This window comes from Actinoplanes sp. NPDC021490, assembly GCF_055562135.1.
This window is the reverse complement of the sequence record NZ_JBVHFW010000009.1, coordinates 194,294-211,992: the sequence shown is the minus strand read 5'-3', so window position 1 is coordinate 211,992 and position 17,699 is coordinate 194,294. Positions and strand designations below refer to the sequence as shown.

Sequence of the window (17,699 nt, the reverse complement as noted above, 5' to 3'; positions counted from 1 at the left end):
CGGTAAATAGTGACATGCTGGTGACATTGCCGTCCGAGACGGTGTCACCATGAGCACCCACCAAGCGATCCTGTTCCTCAGCGGTGCCGGCCTTCCAGCCTGGATCTGGGACGACGTCCGGCAAGACCTGGACGGCTCGCGGGTCGCGGCCCGCCCGGCTCACCTGGCCGGGGCAGGGTTGAGCGACTACGCGGAGGCCGCCCTCGCCTCCGCGCCCAGTGGCCGGTTCGCGATCGTCGCGCACTCGGCCGGCGGTGTCATCGGCGCCGAGGCCGCCCGGCTTGCCCCCGGCCGCGTCAGCGCGTTCCTGGCCGTGTCGGCCGTGATCCCCGCACCCGGCCGGTCGTTCCTGTCCGCGATGCCGGCCCCGAACCGCTGGGTGCTGCGCGCGGTGATGCGGCTGGCCGGAACCCGGCCTCCCGACGCGGCGTTGCGACGCGGTCTCGCGTACGGCCTCGGCCCCGAGGTCACCGATCGGCTCATCGCCGGCTTCGTCCCCGAGTCGCCCGGCCTCTACCACGGCCGGACCGGCCTTCATCCGTTCCGCGGCCCCCGCGGCTACGTCTTCACCGACCGCGACCGCGAGCTGCCCCTCGCCGTGCAACGCCGGTCGGCCCACCACCTCGGCGGCGACCGGCAGCACCTCGGCACCGGCCATCTGCCCATGCTCGAGGACCCGAAGGCCCTGTCGCACGCGATCACCCAGTTCCTCGACGCCTAAAGCACGCCGAGAGCGTACGGGTGTGTCCGGCCCGCTCGGCTACTCCAGGAAGCCGGTTGTGGTCACGAAGAAGTAGGCGCCGGCCGAGAAGGCCAGGAACACCAGGCCCACGACGACTCCCAGGAGGCCGCCGTTGCCGCTGTGGCCGACGGCCATGGCGTGCTTCGGGTCGGCCGGGTCGTAGACGATCTCCATCGGCACGTCGGTCAGGTAGGACTCGTAGCTGGAGGAGCCGTCGAGGGCCGTACGGATCTCGCTGCCCTCCCGGGTGTGGAAGCGCACCACGGGCCGGAACGTGTCGCGGCCCTCGCTCTGCGCCACCCGCTGGTTGTCCTCGACGACCGCGGTGATCCGCTGCCCGTCCCGGCTCAGCCGCTGGACCCGCTGCCGCCGGCGCAGGCCCAGCACGATCGCGAGCAGCCCGGCGATCGCCGGGACGCCGACCACGAAAGCGATCACGGCGTACTCGAAGCCCATCGATCCCATGCGCGGAACAGTAGGGGAACCGTTCCACCGTGACCCGGCCGCTGCGCTACGGCTCCGCGGCCGCCCGGAGCGACGCTACCGCTGGATCGGCTGATCAGCCCGAGCCGCGGTGGAGGTCACCGGGCCGGCCACGCTCGGCTCCGGCTCATTTGCATCGTCCCGCCGGGGAGATCCCGGTCGGTATGAAGGTCAGTTCCAGGCCGTCCTTGGAGCGGCGAACCGTACGCGACGTGCCCGGCAGGTAGTAGGCGGCCCAATCGCCTTTCTCGCCGAGATAGAGCGCATAGAAGACCGCATTCTTGTCGTCCCGGATGCATACCGGGTCGGCGTGCACGTCGAAGGTGAGGGTGCGCGCGGTGGCCGGGATGGGATTGCCGGCGATGACCTGTCCGGCCAGCCGCGCCATCCGCAGGTTGGCGAACTGCACGACCGCGTTGTACGAGAACGCCAGCATCGCGATCCACAACAACACGATCGCGCGCCGGCGGGCCGGGGTGCCGGCGTGGCGGTGCAGCAGGCTCGTGACGCAGGCGGTTACCACGACCCCCGCGGTCACGGCGAGGGTCGTGGGGATAAAGGGTCTGCTCAGCAGGATCGGCGCCCTGGTCAGGCCAAGCAGAATCGGGCCCACGGCCGCCACGACGGCGACGCTGATCCACAGCGTGATCACCGGCGTGGTGCGCGGGAGAAACCACGACAGGGCCGCATTGATCAACGCGAACACGGCGGCCAGCACGGACAGGAACAGCGCCAGGGCGACCGCAGCGTGCGCGATGATCCGGCGCTGGTCGATGCCGACGTCGCCGGGGGAGATGCCGAACGCCCGGTAGAACGCGTCGTACCCGAGCGCGACCAGGCTGTAGACAAGGCCGCCGACGACGCCGAACACGACCGCCACGTTGGTGAGAAAGACCTGCAGGGTCGGGCTGAGGCCGGATGGACCCGCCGCGTCCGAGTCGCCTGACATGCCGTCATTGTTCCCCGTACGGGGGTGCATCGTGACGCTGCGTCGGGCATCGGACGGACCGGCCGGCTCAGTTCGTAGAGTGAGGCGATGGGAATCGACTTCGCCCCATCGGAGAGATCGCGTCTAGGGATCGAGTGGGAGATCGCCTGTGTCGACCGGCGCAGCGGCGAACTGGCCCCCGCGGCGCCCGAACTGCTGGGGCGGCTGGGCGCCCCCGAGGGCTTTCCGCACGTGACCGGGGAGTTGCTGACCAACACGATCGAGATCGTCAGCGCGCCGCACCACCGGGTGCGCCACGCCGTGGACGACCTGACCCGGCTGGTCGAGCGGGTGTCCGCGTACGCGGAACCGATGGGTATTGATCTCGTCTCGTCGGGCACGCACCCGTTCAGCCAGTGGTTCCAGCAGCAGGTGACGCCGGGCCGCCCGCGCTACGACACGCTGATCGACCGCACCCGGTGGTGGGGCCGGCAGATGATGATCTGGGGAGTGCACGTGCACGTCGCGGTGGAGGACCGCCGCAAGGTGCTGCCGATCATCGACGGGTTGCTCACCTATCTGCCGCACTTCCAGGCGCTGAGCGCGTCGAGCCCGTTCTGGGCCGGGGAGAACACCGGGTACGCGTCCAACCGGGCCCTGATGTTCCAGCAGCTGCCGACGGCCGGGTTGCCGCCGCAGTTCACCGAGTGGTCGCAGTACGAGGCGATGGCCGCCGACCTGCTGCACACCGGCGTCATCGAGCAGCTCAACGAGTTGCGCTGGGACATCCGGCCGTCGCCCCGGTGGGGCACGATCGAGGTGCGGACGTTCGACGGCATCTCCACCGCCGGGGAGATCAGCGCCATCGCCGCCCTGACCCAGTGCCTGGTCGAGCACTTCTCCCGCGAACTCGACGCCGGCCGCGGCGTGCCGGCCATGCAGCCCTGGTTCGTCCGCGAGAACAAGTGGCGGGCGGCCCGCTACGGCATGGAAGCGATCATCATCCAGAACGCGGCCGGTGACGAACAGCTCGTGACCAAGGATCTCGAACAGCTGCTGCCGGCCCTGGCGCCGATCGCCGAGTCGCTGGGTTGCGCGACCGAGATCGAGAAGATCCGCGACATCATCGCGGGCGGCGCGAGCTACCAGCGGCAACTGCGGGTGGCCGCGGCCAACGACGGCAGCCTCAAGGCGGTGGTGTCGTCCCTGGTCCGCGAGCTGCGCGAGGGACGGCCGCTCTGAGAGTCTTCGATTGGTTGTGCTATTCCTAGTTCGGCTATAGGGTTTGTGGGTAGGACAAGCCTGGGGAGGGCTTCATGACCGAACATGCTCTGCCGCTGGCCACCAACCAGGACCTGGATCCGATCCGCCTGCGCAAGGCCTTCGGCATCTTTCCCAGCGGCGTGGTCGCGGTGGCCGCCCAGGTCGACGGCGTGCTGGCCGGCCTGGCCGCCAGCTCCTTCACCTCGGTCAGCCTCGACCCGCCGCTGGTGTCGTTCTCGATCGCCAACACCTCCAAGACCTGGCCCGACCTGCGCCGCGCGTCGCACCTGGGCATCACGATCCTGGCCGACCGGCACGGCGGGCTGGCCCGGCAGCTCGCGGGCCCGGTCGCCACCCGCTTCGACGGCGTCGAGGTGCAGCTCAGCCCGGACGGCGCGGTGACCCTGCCGGACGGTCTGGCCCAGTTCGACACCACCATCTATCGCGAGGTCGAGGCGGGCGACCACACGATCGTCCTGCTGCAGCTGCACGCCGTGCAGCACGCCGACCACTCGCTGCCGCTGGTCTTCCACCGGAGCGCCTTCGGGCTGCACGCCCGCGTGGACGGTTAGGCCGCTCGGACGGCAGGAAACACGGCTCCCGGAGTGAGCCGTCCGGGTGAGGTCATCCGGCACGACTTCTCTCTATGCTTGCCGTCTGTCGTCCACCGGAGGAATGTCTGTGCGGCGCGAGTCACCGATGACCTTCCGAGGGGCCCTGGCAATTCTGGGCAAGATCGATCGGCCGATCATCGACAAGCTTGACGTCCTGCTGGGCGGCGCGATTCTCGCCGCCGGTGCGGGCGCGGGTCTGGCGGCCATCGGGGGTGTGGCGCTCGCGCCGGCGGCTCTGCTCACTCTGATCTGGGGTTGGGTGGATCAGAAGAACGAAGCGATCGGCATCCTGCGCAAGATCGATTCCGGTCTACCGGACAAGATCGCGAAGACGGCGGGACTGGAGCGTCGTGAGCTCATCGTGGCGGCTCACACGATCATCGTGGTGGCCGCGTATTTCGAGGCACTCGAGGAGTACCTGGGCAAGGAGGTCATGTCCGGCCTTACTCTGACCGCGGAGGACCGCGCCTGGCTCGTGACCAGGTCCACCGCCGACGATCTGGCCGTACGCCTCTACCGCGCGGAAGTGCCCACACCGTCCGCGTCGTGTGGTTTCGAGGAAAATGTTGCGCAGGTCGCCGAGTGGATCGACCGGTTGTCCGCCCGGACCCTGGACTTCTTCGAGGGCCTGAGTGCCTGGGCGCCGGTGCGCCGGTCCCTCGAGCCGGCCGCGCAGGCTGCCGTCGAACGCTACCGGTCCCGCTTTCTGGAGCTGGCTGCCGCAGTCCCGGAGTTTCTGATCTGGGCGAGCCTTGGCGAGCACGCCGCCACGCGGGCCGAGATGGCTCGCATCGCCACGACCTCAGGGGCGGTGAACCAGACCTCGTTCGAGCGCATCGAGACGCTGCTCCGACGCATCTCCACTTCGGTCAGCGGGGATTCGGTTCTCGCCGTCGAGAGAGCGAACCGTGGACGGCTGTTCGACCCCGTCGTGTCCCCGGGCCTCGAGCGATCCGCTCCCACCGTCTGTTTCCCCACGGTGGAGGGGCAGTTCGTCTCCCCGGACTACCGCGTGGTCAAGTACACCAGCAAGGCCCGGCCGGCCGACGACCAATGGTGGACGTCGTTCCCCGCCGAAAGCGATCTTCCGATCAGGCTGGCCGCTCATCTGCTTTCCGAAGGGTCGACCGACGGTCCGTTGCTCTTGCTGGGGCATCCCGGCGCGGGCAAGTCGATGCTGACCAAGATTCTGGCCGCCCATCCGCCTTCGGCTGATTTTGTTACGGTCCGTGTGCCGCTGCGCGCGGTCGATGCGCGAGCCCCCATTCTCGACCAGATCGAGGAGGGCCTGCATGCAGCCACCAACGGGCGCGTCAGATGGTCCGAGTTGGCCGACGAGACCTCGCATCGCATGCGCATCGTCCTGCTGGACGGATTGGACGAGTTGCTCCAAGCATCGGAACTGGACCGTAGTGGATATCTGCGGGAGGTGAGCCGGTTCCAGAAGATCGAGGCAGAACAGGATCGGCCGGTTGCGGTCGTGATCACGTCGCGAACGGTGGTCGCGGACCGTCTCGACATCCCGGTCGGGACCACTCTGATCAAGCTCGAGCCCTTCGACTCGCGACAGATCGAAGAGTGGCTGTCGAAGTGGAACTCCGCGAACGAAGGGTCGGCCGAGTCGGACAACTTCCGGCCCATGACCGTGGCCATGGCGGCGGCCCAACCGCATCTGACCCAGCAGCCACTCCTGCTGATGATGCTCGCCCTCTATGTCGCCGACCCGGCGTCGCCGGGCCTGGACCGGCATCTGCCTATCACGACCCTCTATGCCCGGCTGTTCCGCGCCTTCGCCGGTCGCGAGGTCGCGCGGCTGCTCTCCGGAAGTCACGGCACGGACGAACAGGACGGCGCGGCGGCCGCATCGATCGACCGGCTCGGTCTGGCCGCCTTGGCGATGTTCAATCGGGGCAGGCAGTACGTCTCCGAGGCCGAGCTCGGAACGGATCTCGCCGTACTCGGTGGCGTGGCGACTGCGGACGTCCGGCGGGCCGGGCAGCGGCTGCTCGCCGAGTTCTTCTTCGTCCATGTGTCCGAGGCGACGCTGAGCTGGGACGACCGTCCGAAGGCCACGGTCCGGTCGTACGAGTTCCTGCACGCCACCTTCGCCGAGTATCTGGTCGCCCGGAAGATGGTCGATGTGCTGCGGGAGATGCTGGCCGAACCGGACGACGATCTCTTCTTCGCGCTGTTCAGCCACCAGGCACTGGCCGTCCAACGGCCGTACTTCCAGTTCGCCGCGGAAATCTTCCGCACCCTGTCCGCGGACGACCAGCGCGGCATCCTCCACGTTCTGGACGGTCTCATCGCTGGTTACCGTGCCCGCTCGGGCCGTGGCCGCTACGCGGCCTACGCCCCGCTGCCGGTCGACCACCTGCGCTCGATGGCCGCCTATTCGGCCAACCTGGTGCTGCTCCGGGCGGCCTTCGAGGCGTCTGGCGGCCTTGTGCCACTGAGCTCGATCCTGCCGGGCGCCTCGAAGTCGCAGTGGGCCGCGATGGTGACGCTGTGGCGATCGGGTCTCGACAAGGACTCCTGGCTCGCCATGCTGGGGGTTCTGGAGCTCGACTGGTCGGCGGCCGGGGTGCGTCTGGCGGGGAACGGCAGTTCGCTGAGCCTGGACGGCAAGATTCCCGAGTACGACTATCTGCGCATGATTGGTGACCGGAGGCCCGCGGCGCGCCTCCGGATGGGTGCGTCGATCATCGACGGCGCGGAGGGCCTGCACGACGATAGGGACTGGTTCACGTCGATGCAGAGCTGGATGATCCCCGCGACGCTCGGCGAGCAGCGAGAATGGGTCGTCCGTCAACCTCCGGAACGTACGCCGGTCCGGACCCTTGCTGCCTTCGCGGATTCCGCCGCCCTCCTCCTGCGCGCGCAGGCCGGCCGGGCGCCGATCGAGCCTCTTGCGGCATTCGTTCAGCTCACGTTGCGGGTGGGAGAGCGGGCGCCCAACGATCCCTACGCATTGGCGATTGTTGTCTGCCGCCGACCGGAACTCTTGGACCTTGTGCCCGGGCTGATGGACCCGCACCACTATCGCGGGGCGAACGCCATGCCGCTCATGATGCGCACGGTTTCCCTTCAGGGTCCGGCCTGGCGTGAGCTCTACGACGCCGTCGTCCGGCAGGCCGGGAACGCGGCTTTGGTCGAAGAGCTGCGGCCGGAGACCATGTTGCTGGTCGACATGTTGTTACAGGCGGCGAGTCTCCGCTGAGGCTCAGGCGCGTTTGACGGCGACCGTCACGCGGCGGGCGGTGGCGAAGATGGCGCCGGCCCAGCCGTCGGCGTCGCGGAAGGACAGGCTGGTCGTGCCGCCGGTGGCCTGGTCGGCGACGATCGTGAAGGGGCCCTGCGGCAGCTGGCGGCGATAGAAGGACAGCACGGCCTCGGGGTCGGGCGAGGTCAGCGTGAACGAGGCGCCGGACTCGCGGTCGGCCAGATCGGTCACGCGGCTTCCGGGTGGCAGCGGAAAGGCCGCGGGCACATTGCGCACGGCGGTGTCCGTGCGGACGACCGGGCGGACCTGGCGGGCGGCGGCGGCCCGGACCGCGGCCGCGGTGGCCGGGGCGGGCTCGCTGCGCCGGGCCTCGGTGGCCGGGGCGGCGCACGCGCCGAGACCGGGGACGGCCATGAGGGTGGCCAGGACGGTGACGATCCGCCGCGCAATCATGTCGGCCATTCTCCGCCATTCGGTCAAGCCGTGGGGCCGGACGTCTGTGTCAGTCACCACGTCTCCGTCGTCCGGGCTTCATTTTCCGTTTCCCGCCCGTAACGTTGGACGCTGCCCCGGGCGGCCTGCGACCGTGCGACTGGCCGTTGGAACCTAGTGGTAGGGATGTGCACGCCCGGTGACCGTAACGACGAACGATCTGCGTCTAATCGACCTTCCCGCGATCGACGTCGAGCCGGAGTCGCCGGCGCTGTTCCGCTCCTGCTCGGCCCCGGTGCGCCGCACCCTGGTCGACGTCCTGGACGCGACCGCGCAGGCCCAGCCGGGCGCCCGCGCGCTCGACGCCGGCGGCACCGCGCTGACCTATCGTGAGCTGGCCGACCAGGTCGACAAGGTGCGCGCCGAGCTGGCCGGGCACGGCATCGGCGTGGGCGACCGGGTCGGCGTCCGGGTCTCCTCGGGCACGGCCGAGCTCTATCTGGCCATTCTCGGGGTGCTCGCGGCCGGCGCCGCCTACGTGCCGGTCGACGCGGACGATCCCGCCGAACGAGCGGAGCTGGTCTTCGCCGAGGCCGACGTGTGCGCCGTCGTCGGGGACAACCTCCAGATCACCTTGCGCCGTACGCCCGGGGGCCGCCCCGGCCGTCCGGGCCCGGACGACGACGCCTGGATCATCTTCACCTCCGGCTCCACCGGCACCCCGAAGGGCGTGGCCGTCCCGCACGGCGCCGCGGCCGCCTTCGTCGACGCCGAGGCGCAGCTGTTCCTGGCCGACGACGACGCCGAGCCGGTCGGCCCGCACGACCGTGTCCTGGCCGGCCTGTCCGTCGCCTTCGACGCCTCCTGCGAGGAGATGTGGCTGGCCTGGCGGCACGGCGCCTGCCTGGTGCCCGCGGCCCGCTCGCTGGTCCGCAGCGGTGTCGACCTGGGCCCGTGGCTGGCCGAGCAGCGCATCACGGTCGTCTCCACCGTGCCCACGCTGGCCGCGCTCTGGCCGGTCGAGGCGCTCGACGACGTCCGCCTGCTGATCTTCGGCGGCGAGGCCTGCCCGCCCGAGCTGGCCGAGCGGCTGGCCGTCGAGGGCCGCGAGGTCTGGAACACGTACGGCCCGACCGAGGCCACCGTGGTCGCCTGCGCGGCCCGGATGACCGGCGAGGGTCCCGTACGCATCGGCCTGCCCCTGGCCGGCTGGGAACTCGCGGTGGTCGACGAGTCCGGCATGCCGGTGGCCATGGGCGGGACCGGTGAGCTGGTCATCGGCGGGGTCGGCCTGGCCCGCTACCTCGACCCGGTCAAGGACGCCGAGAAGTTCGCCCCGCTGCCCGCCCTGAACTGGGAGCGGGCCTACCGCAGCGGCGACATCGTGCGCGCCGAGCCGGCGGGCCTGCTGTTCCTGGGCCGCGGCGACGAGCAGGTCAAGCTGGGCGGCCGCCGGATCGAGCTGGGCGAGGTCGACGCCGCCCTGCAGGCGCTGCCCGGGGTGGCCGGCGCGGCCGCCGCGGTCAAGCGCACGGCGGCCGGCAACCAGCTGCTGGTCGGCTATCTGGTGCCGCGCGACGCCGATTTCGACACCGCGGCCGCCGCCGAGCGGATCCGCGAGCAGCTGCCGGCCGCCCTGGTCCCGCTGCTGGCCGTGATCGACGATCTGCCCACCCGCACGTCGGGCAAGGTCGACCGGGCCGCGCTGCCCTGGCCCCTGGCCACCGGGGGCGACGGGTCGGCCGAGCTGGGCGCGACCGAGTCGTGGCTGGCCGAGGGCTGGGAGGAGATCCTCGGCGTACGCCCGTCCGAGCCCGGCGCCGACTTCTTCTCCAGCGGCGGCAGCAGCCTCAACGCGGCGCAGCTGGTGGCCTGGATCCGGCGCACGCACCCGCAGGTGTCGGTGGCCGACGTCTACCAGCATCCCCGGCTCGCGCAGATGGCCGCCGTGCTCGACGCGCTCGACACCACCGCGCGGGTCCGCCGCGAGGTGCGGCCCACGCCGCGGCGCACCGGCCTGTTCCAGGCGCTGCTCGTGCTGCCGATGTTCGCCCTGGTCGGGCTGCGCTGGCTGACGATCCTGGCCGCGCTGGGCAACCTGCTTCCGGCGTCGTGGGCGCCCGAGGTCTCCTGGTGGTGGATCGGCGCGGCCTGGGTGCTGCTGTTCAGCCCGCCCGGCCGCATCGCCATGGCCGCCGGCGGCGCCCGTCTGCTGCTGCGCGGCGTACGCCCCGGCAAGTACCCGCGCGGCGGCGGCGTCCACGTGCGGCTCTGGGCGGCCGAGCGGCTGGCCGAGCTGACCGGCGCGACCGGCGTCGCCGGCGCGGGCTGGATGATCACGTACGCCAAGGCGCTGGGCGCGCAGATCGGCCCGGACGTCGACCTGCACTCCGCCCCGCCGGTGACCGGCCTGCTCAAGCTGGGCCGCGGCGCCGCCATCGAGCCCGAGGCCGACCTGTCCGGCTACTGGGTCGACGGCGACATCGTGCGCGTCGGCAAGGTCCGCGTCGGTGCGGGCGGCCGGGTCGGCTCGCGCAGCACGCTCATGCCCGGCGCCCGGGTCGGCAAGGGCGCGCAGATCGACGCCGGCTCGACCGTGACCGGCGCCGTCCCGGCCGGCAAGCGCTGGGCCGGCTCGCCCGCGGCCCCGACCACCGGCAAGGACGCGGCCTGGCCGGCCCAGCGGCCGGCCCACCGATCCCGGCTGTGGGTCGCCGCCTACAGTGTGACCGCCCAGCTGCTCGGCCTGCTGCCGGTCGTGGCCGTCCTGCCCGCCCTGGCCCTGCTGATCGGCCGGTCCACGCTCGCGGACGCGCTGCTGGTCGTGCCGGTGGCGGCCGTCGCCTACTTCGTCACGTACGCGCTGCTGGTCCTGGCGGGGGTGCGGCTGCTCAGCATCGGCCTGCGGGCGGGCTTCCACCCCGTACGGGGAAGGGTGGCCTGGCAGGTGTGGACGACCGAGCGCCTGATGGGGATGGCCCGCACCGCCCTGTTCCCGATGTACGCGAGCCTGTTCACGCCGGTCTGGCTGCGGCTGCTCGGTGCCCGGATCGGCCGCAACGCCGAGGTGTCGACCGTGCTCGCGCTGCCGAAGATGACGACCGTCGAGGACGGCGCGTTCCTGGCCGACGACACGATGGTCGCCACGTACGAGCTGAGCCACGGCTGGCTGCGTGTCGGCCCGGTCCGCATCGGCAAGCAGGCGTTCCTCGGCAACTCGGGGATGGCCGCGCCCGGTCGTTCGGTGCCCAAGCGCGGTCTGGTCGGCGTGCTCTCGTCGGCGCCGCGCAAGGCCAAGAAGGGCTCGTCCTGGCTCGGTGCGCCGCCGATGCCGTTGCGCCGCACGGTCGAGTCCGCCGACACCAGCCGGACCTACAATCCGCCCGTACGCCTGAAGCTGGCCCGCGCCGCCATCGAGCTGTGCCGCATCGTTCCGGTCATGCTGGCCGGCGCCCTGGCCGTGCTGGTGCTCGCCGCGCTGGCGTTGATCTGGTACGAGGCCGGAGCCTGGGCCGCCGCGCTCGCCGCCGGTCCCGTCGTGTTCGCGGCCACCATCGCCGCCGCGCTCACCGCCGCGGCCGCCAAATGGCTGCTCGTCGGCCGGTTCCAGGTCACCGACCACGCCCTGTGGACGTCGTTCGTCTGGCGCAACGAGCTCGCCGACACGTTCGTCGAGGTCCTGGCCGCGCCGTGGCTGTTCCGCTTCGCCACCGGCACCCCGCTGCTCAACCTGTGGCTGCGCACCCTCGGGGCCAAGATCGGCCGGGGCGCCTGGCTCGAGACCTTCTGGCTGCCCGAGTACGACCTCGTGCGGCTCGGCCCCGGCGCCACTGTCAACCGGGGGTGCGTCGTGCAGACCCACCTGTTCCATGATCGGATCATGAGCATGGACGAGGTCACTCTGGGCGCGGGCGCCACTCTGGGCCCGCATGGCATCGTGCTGCCTGGCGCGAGCATCGGGGCGCGGACCACCGTGGGACCGGGCTCGCTGGTCACCCGGGGCGACGCCGTGCCCGCCGACAGCAGATGGCTGGGCAACCCGATCGCGAACTGGGCATGACCCCACCGGGCGCCGACCACTCGACCGATTCGTACCTTCCCAGGAACGGAAACGGCGGGTACCGGGTGCTCCACTACGACCTGAATCTGGACTGCCGGATCGTCTCCAACCGGCTGGCCGGTAAGGCGACGATCACGGCGCAGGCCATGCAGTCGCTGTCCCGGTTCAGCCTCGACCTGGGCCCGTTGCGGGTCGAGGATGTGCGCGTCGAGGGCCGGCGGGTCGCCTTCACCCATCGCGCCGGCAAGCTGCGGGTCAAGCCGGAAAAGGCCATCGGCTACGGCGCCACTTTCAAGATCGAGGTCCGGTACGCCGGGAAGCCCGTGCCCGTCTCCGGCCGGTGGGGCGACCTCGGCTGGGACGAGCTGACCGACGGCGTGCTGGTGGCCAGCCAGCCCAACGGGTCGCCGTCGTGGTTTCCGTGCAACGACCGGCTCGAGAAGGCCACCTTCCTGGTCAGCCTCACGACCGCGACGCCGTATACCGTGCTGGTCACCGGCGATCTGGTCTCACGGCGGCGCGGGGCCGGCACCACCACGTGGGTCTACGAGCGCACCGAACCGACCGCGCCCTACCTGATGAGCGTGCAGATCGGCCGGTACGAGCTGGTCGAGCTGGCGGCGGGCGCGGTCAGCCAGAAGGCCGCGATCCCACCCAGCCTGCGAACCCTGTTTAGGCACGACTTCGGCCGGCACGGCGAGATCATGGCGACCTTCGAGCGGCTGTTCGGGCCCTACCCGTTCCGCGAGTACGCCGTGGTGGTGGCCGACGACGACCTCGACGACCCGATCGAGGCGCAGGGCATGGCCGTGTTCGGCCGCAACCACGTCGACGGGCGGCGCACCCACGAGCGGCTGGTCGCCCACGAGCTCGCCCACCAGTGGTTCGGCAACAGCCTCACGGTCGCCGACTGGCGCCACATCTGGCTCAACGAGGGCTTCGCCACGTACGCGGAATGGCTCTGGTCGGCCGCCTCCGGGGGTGCGTCGGCCGACAGCCATGCGACCCGCTGGCACATCTGGCTGTCGAGCCGGCCGCAGGACATCGCCGTCGCGAATCCCGGGGTGGCCCGCATGTTCGACCCGCTGGTCTACAAGCGGGGCGCGGTGGCGCTGCACGCCCTGCGGACCCGGCTCGGCGACGGCACGTTCTTCCCGATGCTGCGTTCGTGGGTGGGGGAGAACCGGCACGGGATGGTGACGACCGAGAAGTTCCGGCAGCACGCCGAACGGTTCGCCACCGGGTCGTTGAGCGAGCTGTTCACCGACTGGCTCGACCGGCCGGCGCTGCCTCCGTTGCCCGCCCGCTAAGGCGTGTTTCATTACTGGGGTACGCCTGCGGCGAGGTCCAGATTTCGTCTGCGTGTGGCCCGCGGAAGGCAGGCTACCGGTGTTGTAACCGGCCTTTCGCGGGACGCGCGCAGACGAAATCTGGGCCCCGGCGCAGGCCTGGTCCAGTTATGAAACACGCCTTAGTCGCTGACCCTCCCGGCGGTCAGCTCACGGTGCTCGCCAGCTGGTCGGTGACCGTTCCCCAGCCGTCGGCGAAGCCCAGCTCCTCGTGCCGTTTGCGGGCGGCCGGATCCCCATGGCGTACGAGAACGCGGTAGTCGGTGCCGTCCGGGTGCTCGCCGAACGTGATCTCGGCGGTCATCGCCACCGGCTGCGGGTCCGCGGGCCGCCAGCCGCTGTCGATCGCGTTGGTGAACACGAGGCGTTGCTGATCCTCGACGACCACGAAGATCGCGTCCAGGTGCGGCTGAAAGTCGTGGCCGTCGTCGCTCATCCGGGTCACCAGCCCGCCGCCGGCCCGCGCCTCCAGGCGGTCGACGCGGCACACGGCCGGGGCCGGGATCCACCACTGCGCGAACTTGGCCGGGTCGGTCCAGGCTTGCCAGACCTTGGCCCGCGGGGCCCGGATGACGCGCTGCAGGGTCAGGTCGAGGTCGGGGTTCATGGTTCCTCCGTGACGAATCGTTCGAGGCGGTCGGTGCGCTGCTGCCAGATCGTGTGCTGCTCGGCCAGCCAGTCCTCGACCACGGCCAGGCGCTCACGGTTGAGCACGCAGGTGCGGACGCGGCCCGCCTTGGTGGTGCGGATCAGGCCCGCCGACTCGAGCGTGCGGACGTGCTTCATGAACGAGGGCAGGGTCATCGGGAAGGCGCCGGCCAGCTCGCCCACGCTGGCCGGACCCCGGCCGAGCCGCCGCACGACGCCGCGCCGGGTCGGATCGGCCAGGGCGACGAACACGGTGTCGATCTGCTCGGAATACTGTGCCACACGGCTAAGTATTGGCCGCCACGATAGTTAGCGCAAGGGCTAAGCGTTTAATGCGTTGCCGCCCGCCGCCGGGTTCCCTACCGTAGGGATCACCACTTACCCGGGAGGCAGAGATGTTGCGGCAGGCCACGATTGATCAGCAGCGACAGACGTCGCGCGGTCGGGCGGCCCAGCGTCGAATCAGTCGCTCGGGGCGGGAACGGTGGCGGAGCTAGTCTCACGCCAGCCACCTCTCGCCGCCGCCCCCGACATCGGTCCGGCGGCTTTTTTGTGCTCGTTTTGTGCTCGTTTTTGTGCTCGTTTTTTGTCCTCGTAGCTCAGCGGATAGAGCGTCGGATTACGGATCCGAGGGCCGGGAGTTCGAATCTCTCCGAGGACGCGGGTAGCGCCGCGGTAGCCCAACCGGAAGAGGCAGCCGTCTCAAACGCGGCGTAGTGCGGGTTCGAATCCCGCCCGCGGTACCCACCCTTGCGGGCTGGTGCAACTGGCAGCACGTCCGGCTCTGAACCGGGAGGTTGGAGGTTCGAATCCTCCGCCCGCAGCTTGGTAAGGAAATGCCCCGTTGGCTCAATGGAAGAGCGCCCGCCTGTCGAGCGGGAGGCCGCCGGTTCGATCCCGGCACGGGGCGCGCGTGGAGAGCTGGCCGAGTCCGGTTGAAGGCGGCGGATTGCTGATCCGCAGCAGGGGCGCACACCCTTGCCGGGGTTCGAATCCCTCGCTCTCCGCTCACGTCGTCGTAGCTCAGCAGGTCAGAGCGTCGCCCTGATAAGGCGGAGGCCGGTGGTTCGAGCCCACCCGGCGACACGCACGTCCCGGAGGAGCCGGCCTGGCTGCGGGAGCGCCGCTGGAATCGGCGCAGGCCCCCGAAAGGGGGGCCTCGTGGGTTCGAATCCCACCTCCTCCGCCGCCGCCACCTCTTCCTTCGCCACCTTCTCTGCCGCTGAGCCCGGACGGGTGACGGCAGCTCATCGGGCTGCCGCCGGACTCCGGGGTCCGTACGGTCCGGGAATGATCAATCCGGGGACCGAGCCGGTCGAGAACGCCCGTGAGGATCTCGCCGCAGCCAATCTGGAGGCCTTTCTCGCCGCGGTGCGCCGGCGGGCTTCGGAGATGGACGGCGTGCCGATCCGGCAGCGCGTGGCCGAGCTGGCCGGTGACCCCGTACGCGATCCCCGGGCCGACCGCGACGGACGCTTCGGGTGGGATCTGCCGCTGTCCGACGGCCGGGCGGTGCGGCTGCTCATGCCCGGAACCGACCTTGCGCTGCTCCGGGACGACATCACCTCGCAGGCGCCGTGTCTCTATGTCAACGGCAACGCCTGGTGGTGGAACGGCGCCGTCGATTCCGTGGCCGGCGAGGGCCTCGAGCTGCGTAGCGCGAACTGAGCCGAGGCTTGATCGGCATAGCATGTCGGCGTGGGATCGGACTGGATCTGGGAACTGCAAGTGCCGATGGCTGGGGAGCCGGCCCTTCGTGAGTTGTTCGCGCTGGCCGCCGAACGGGACCTCCGCCCGCAACGCCCGGACGGGCTGATCAACCTGTTCAGCAACCCGGACGCGGACCTCCGCACCGTCACGGACCCGGAGGTCGCCATCGCCGCCCTCGCCACGGGGGAGGAACACGGCCAGTTCTGGACCAACGGCGACGTCGACGTCTTCCTCAGCCTGCAGGACGGCACGCTCGTCTGGGCGCTGGACGCCGTCTTCAGCTACCGCGATCCGGTGCCCGAAGCCGACCGCTTCCGCGAGTTGCACGCACGCCTGACCAGTCTGTGGCTCGCGGCCGCCGAGCGTCTCCACGCCGACATCGGCCGGGTGTGCGACGAATGGTCCAGCGAACAGGCGTGGCAGGCCGGCATCGACGCCGCCGCCGAGGACACCGGTGGCTGGCCGGCCGAACTGGGCTGGTGGACCTATCTCGGTCCCGGCCGCAATGCCGCCGAACCACCGCTGGCCGAGGTGGCCGCCCGGGCGCGCCGCCTGCCGGCCGGTGGCCGGCTGCTCACGCTGCTCGACGACCCCGCCGCCGTCGGCCCGGTTCGCTACGCGGACCTCCACACCAGGTGGGCCGGGGCCACCGGCCACTGACTCACGCCGGCCCGGACAGGCGGTCGGCGAAACTGTCCGTGCTGCTGATCAGGTGATGGGTGATGCCGGGCTCGAGCGACGAGTGTCCCGCGTCCGCGACCATGTGCAGGGTGGCTTCGGGCCAGCGGCGCGCCAGGTCGTAGGCGGTCACCGCCGGGCAGCACAGGTCGTAGCGGCCCTGAACGATCGTGGCGGGCAGATGCCGGATCCGGTCCACACCGTCCAGAAGCTGGGTTTCCGACTCGAAGAAACCACCGTTCATGACGTAGTGGGCCAGGATCTGGGCGGCGGGCAGCACGGTGTCGTCGGCGGTCAGGGTGGCGATCAACCCGGGGTCGGGCGTCAAGGACGAGTTCACCGCTTCCCAGCGCATCCACGAATCGGCGCACCGCCGGGCGACGTCACCGTCGTCTCCGGTGAGCCGGCGGTAATAGGCCGCGAGGATGTCGTCGCGCTCGGCCACGGGGATCGGTGCGATGAACCGTTCCCATTCCTCGGGTTGCAGGTTGTGCAGGCCGTTCTCATAGATCCAGTCACGCTCACTGCGACGGACCAGATAGATGCCGCGCAGAATCAAGCCGGTCACCCGCAAGGGATGGGCCTGGGCATAGGCGAGGCCGAGCGTCGATCCCCACGAGCCGCCGAACACCAGCCAGGCCTCCACGCCCAGCCGATCGCGGATGATTTCCAGGTCGTCCACGAGATGCCAGGTGGTGTTGTCGCGCAGTTCCCCGCGCGGGGTGCTGCGGCCGGCTCCCCTCTGCTCGGGCAGGATGATCCGATACCGGTCGGGGTCGAAGAAGCGCCGCATGACCGGGGTCAGCCCGCTCCCGGGGCCGCCGTGCACGAAGAGCACCGGAATGCCGGCGGGATTTCCGGCCTCCTCCACATAGAGCCGGTGGCCGCCGTCCACGTCGATGCGGTGAGTCGCATAGGGCTCGATCTCCGGATACAGCTTCCGCGGAGGCTTCGGGGCAGTGATCACCGGTCGACTGTAACGACCGGGCACGAGCTGGACCGGCGTCGTTATCTTGGGCTGGTGCGAACAGTGGAGGTCACCGCGCCGGGCGGGGAGCGGTGGGGCGTACGGGTGGTGTGGGAGCCGCGCTGGCGGGTGATGGCCCGGCGCTTCGGCGGGTGGAAGGCCAAGCGCCGCGACGTCGGCCCCGGTGACGTGCTGGGCGGCGGAGCCGACGTGAGCTCCCAGCTCGGCAGCAGCGGCGGTGGCAGCAGCATCGGCGACGAGCTCGCGATCCTCGCTGTCGTGCTGTTCGCGCTGGTGGCGGTCGGCGTGCTGTTCTGGTGGGTGCTGCTCCCGCTGCTGCTGATCATCCTGGACGGCCTGATCGTGCTGGCCCTGCTGGTCGCCTCGGTGGTGGCCCGCGTGCTGTTCCGCCGGCCGTGGATCGTGCGGGCGACCTCCACCACCGGCGAAACCACCGAGGCCGAGGTGATCGGCTGGCGGGCCGCCCTGCGCCACCGCGACGCGATGGCCGAATCTCTGAAGCATGGCCTGAGCCCCGTGCCTTGCGCCTGACGCCGTTCCGCATCGGGGCCTCGGCCTGGTCGATGACCCGGCGGCGTGCT

General features: G+C 70.7%; 15 protein-coding genes and 6 tRNA genes. 15 read left to right on the top strand and 6 right to left on the bottom strand.

The features are described from left to right. Window positions 1-49 precede the first annotated feature (49 nt). Window positions 50-721 carry an alpha/beta fold hydrolase gene (locus tag ACZ3I4_RS24220; RefSeq protein WP_465384274.1) on the top strand — a complete coding sequence of 224 codons (672 nt, stop codon included), beginning with the start codon at window positions 50-52 and terminating at the stop codon, window positions 719-721. A gap of 39 nt (window positions 722-760) precedes the next feature. Here ACZ3I4_RS24220 and ACZ3I4_RS24215 read toward each other — a convergent pair whose 3' ends face one another. Both ACZ3I4_RS24215 and ACZ3I4_RS24210 read right to left on the bottom strand, forming a co-directional pair. Continuing rightward, a complete protein-coding gene (locus tag ACZ3I4_RS24215) occupies window positions 761-1,207 on the bottom strand; it encodes a DUF3592 domain-containing protein (RefSeq protein ID WP_465384273.1) in 447 nt (148 codons plus the stop codon). Window positions 1,208-1,352: 145 nt separating this feature from the next. Next, a complete protein-coding gene (locus ACZ3I4_RS24210; protein ID WP_465384272.1) occupies window positions 1,353-2,174 on the bottom strand; it encodes a hypothetical protein in 822 nt (273 codons plus the stop codon). 87 nt (window positions 2,175-2,261) lie between these two features. On the opposite strand from ACZ3I4_RS24210, the gene ACZ3I4_RS24205 reads away from it, so the two are divergent. The 3 genes from ACZ3I4_RS24205 (at window position 2,262) to ACZ3I4_RS24195 (ending at window position 7,250) form a co-directional block, all read left to right on the top strand. Next, window positions 2,262-3,395 (top strand): glutamate--cysteine ligase, encoded by a 1,134-nt coding sequence (locus tag ACZ3I4_RS24205; RefSeq protein WP_465384271.1) that lies wholly within the window; start codon window positions 2,262-2,264, stop codon window positions 3,393-3,395. A gap of 74 nt (window positions 3,396-3,469) precedes the next feature. Then, entirely contained in the window at window positions 3,470-3,988 is a 519-nt protein-coding gene (locus ACZ3I4_RS24200; protein WP_465384270.1) for a flavin reductase family protein, read from the top strand. A 109-nt stretch (window positions 3,989-4,097) separates the two neighbouring features. Beyond that, window positions 4,098-7,250: an NACHT domain-containing protein gene (locus tag ACZ3I4_RS24195; RefSeq protein ID WP_465384269.1), complete on the top strand. Its 3,153-nt coding sequence runs from the start codon at window positions 4,098-4,100 to the stop codon at window positions 7,248-7,250. Window positions 7,251-7,253: 3 nt separating this feature from the next. Here ACZ3I4_RS24195 and ACZ3I4_RS24190 read toward each other — a convergent pair whose 3' ends face one another. After that, window positions 7,254-7,706, bottom strand: coding sequence for a hypothetical protein (locus tag ACZ3I4_RS24190; protein WP_465384268.1), 453 nt, complete (start codon window positions 7,704-7,706; stop codon window positions 7,254-7,256). A 178-nt stretch (window positions 7,707-7,884) separates the two neighbouring features. On the opposite strand from ACZ3I4_RS24190, the gene ACZ3I4_RS24185 reads away from it, so the two are divergent. Both ACZ3I4_RS24185 and ACZ3I4_RS24180 read left to right on the top strand, forming a co-directional pair. After that, window positions 7,885-11,745 carry a Pls/PosA family non-ribosomal peptide synthetase gene (locus ACZ3I4_RS24185; RefSeq protein ID WP_465384267.1) on the top strand — a complete coding sequence of 1,287 codons (3,861 nt, stop codon included), beginning with the start codon at window positions 7,885-7,887 and terminating at the stop codon, window positions 11,743-11,745. Then, complete coding sequence (locus tag ACZ3I4_RS24180) at window positions 11,742-13,055, top strand: M1 family metallopeptidase (protein WP_465384266.1); 1,314 nt, start codon at window positions 11,742-11,744, stop codon at window positions 13,053-13,055. The genes ACZ3I4_RS24185 and ACZ3I4_RS24180 overlap by 4 nt, the downstream gene beginning before the upstream one ends. A gap of 184 nt (window positions 13,056-13,239) precedes the next feature. Here the strand turns inward: ACZ3I4_RS24180 and ACZ3I4_RS24175 are convergent, their stop codons facing one another. Both ACZ3I4_RS24175 and ACZ3I4_RS24170 read right to left on the bottom strand, forming a co-directional pair. Continuing rightward, window positions 13,240-13,701 (bottom strand): SRPBCC domain-containing protein, encoded by a 462-nt coding sequence (locus ACZ3I4_RS24175; RefSeq protein ID WP_465384265.1) that lies wholly within the window; start codon window positions 13,699-13,701, stop codon window positions 13,240-13,242. Next, window positions 13,698-14,024: an ArsR/SmtB family transcription factor gene (locus ACZ3I4_RS24170; protein WP_465384264.1), complete on the bottom strand. Its 327-nt coding sequence runs from the start codon at window positions 14,022-14,024 to the stop codon at window positions 13,698-13,700. The genes ACZ3I4_RS24175 and ACZ3I4_RS24170 overlap by 4 nt, the downstream gene beginning before the upstream one ends. Window positions 14,025-14,330: 306 nt before the next feature. On the opposite strand from ACZ3I4_RS24170, the gene ACZ3I4_RS24165 reads away from it, so the two are divergent. The 8 genes from ACZ3I4_RS24165 (at window position 14,331) to ACZ3I4_RS24130 (ending at window position 16,112) form a co-directional block, all read left to right on the top strand. Next, window positions 14,331-14,403, top strand: a tRNA-Arg gene (locus ACZ3I4_RS24165). Between the two features lie 8 nt (window positions 14,404-14,411). Then, window positions 14,412-14,485: transfer RNA gene (locus ACZ3I4_RS24160), tRNA-Leu, on the top strand. Between the two features lie 8 nt (window positions 14,486-14,493). Next, window positions 14,494-14,566, top strand: a tRNA-Gln gene (locus tag ACZ3I4_RS24155). Window positions 14,567-14,580: 14 nt separating this feature from the next. Beyond that, window positions 14,581-14,652 (top strand) — tRNA-Asp (locus tag ACZ3I4_RS24150). Between the two features lie 5 nt (window positions 14,653-14,657). After that, a tRNA-Ser gene (locus tag ACZ3I4_RS24145) sits at window positions 14,658-14,749 on the top strand. Window positions 14,750-14,754: 5 nt separating this feature from the next. Continuing rightward, window positions 14,755-14,828, top strand: a tRNA-Ile gene (locus ACZ3I4_RS24140). 204 nt (window positions 14,829-15,032) lie between these two features. Continuing rightward, entirely contained in the window at window positions 15,033-15,410 is a 378-nt protein-coding gene (locus tag ACZ3I4_RS24135) for a hypothetical protein (protein ID WP_465384263.1), read from the top strand. Between the two features lie 30 nt (window positions 15,411-15,440). Continuing rightward, on the top strand, window positions 15,441-16,112 hold the full coding sequence (locus ACZ3I4_RS24130; protein ID WP_465384262.1) for a hypothetical protein: 672 nt from the start codon (window positions 15,441-15,443) through the stop codon (window positions 16,110-16,112). A gap of 1 nt (window position 16,113) precedes the next feature. On the opposite strand, the gene pip is transcribed toward ACZ3I4_RS24130, so the two are convergent. Further along, complete coding sequence (gene pip, locus ACZ3I4_RS24125; protein ID WP_465384261.1) at window positions 16,114-17,097, bottom strand: prolyl aminopeptidase; 984 nt, start codon at window positions 17,095-17,097, stop codon at window positions 16,114-16,116. A gap of 54 nt (window positions 17,098-17,151) precedes the next feature. Here pip and ACZ3I4_RS24120 point away from each other — a divergent pair, with 54 nt between their 5' ends. Further along, window positions 17,152-17,649, top strand: coding sequence for a hypothetical protein (locus tag ACZ3I4_RS24120; RefSeq protein WP_465384260.1), 498 nt, complete (start codon window positions 17,152-17,154; stop codon window positions 17,647-17,649). Window positions 17,650-17,699: the final 50 nt, after the last annotated feature.

What these genes read in the sequence shown, in the direction of transcription:
- ACZ3I4_RS24200 (WP_465384270.1), top strand. Translation starts at nt 3,470, where the DNA reads ATGACCGAACATGCTCTGCCGCTGGCCACCAACCAGGACCTGGATCCG.
- ACZ3I4_RS24180 (WP_465384266.1), top strand. Translation starts at nt 11,742, where the DNA reads ATGACCCCACCGGGCGCCGACCACTCGACCGATTCGTACCTTCCCAGG.
- ACZ3I4_RS24210 (WP_465384272.1), bottom strand. Translation starts at nt 2,174, where the DNA reads ATGTCAGGCGACTCGGACGCGGCGGGTCCATCCGGCCTCAGCCCGACC.
- ACZ3I4_RS24175 (WP_465384265.1), bottom strand. Translation starts at nt 13,701, where the DNA reads ATGAACCCCGACCTCGACCTGACCCTGCAGCGCGTCATCCGGGCCCCG.
- ACZ3I4_RS24215 (WP_465384273.1), bottom strand. Translation starts at nt 1,207, where the DNA reads ATGGGATCGATGGGCTTCGAGTACGCCGTGATCGCTTTCGTGGTCGGC.
- ACZ3I4_RS24190 (WP_465384268.1), bottom strand. Translation starts at nt 7,706, where the DNA reads ATGATTGCGCGGCGGATCGTCACCGTCCTGGCCACCCTCATGGCCGTC.
- ACZ3I4_RS24135 (WP_465384263.1), top strand. Translation starts at nt 15,033, where the DNA reads ATGATCAATCCGGGGACCGAGCCGGTCGAGAACGCCCGTGAGGATCTC.
- ACZ3I4_RS24205 (WP_465384271.1), top strand. Translation starts at nt 2,262, where the DNA reads ATGGGAATCGACTTCGCCCCATCGGAGAGATCGCGTCTAGGGATCGAG.
- ACZ3I4_RS24220 (WP_465384274.1), top strand. Translation starts at nt 50, where the DNA reads ATGAGCACCCACCAAGCGATCCTGTTCCTCAGCGGTGCCGGCCTTCCA.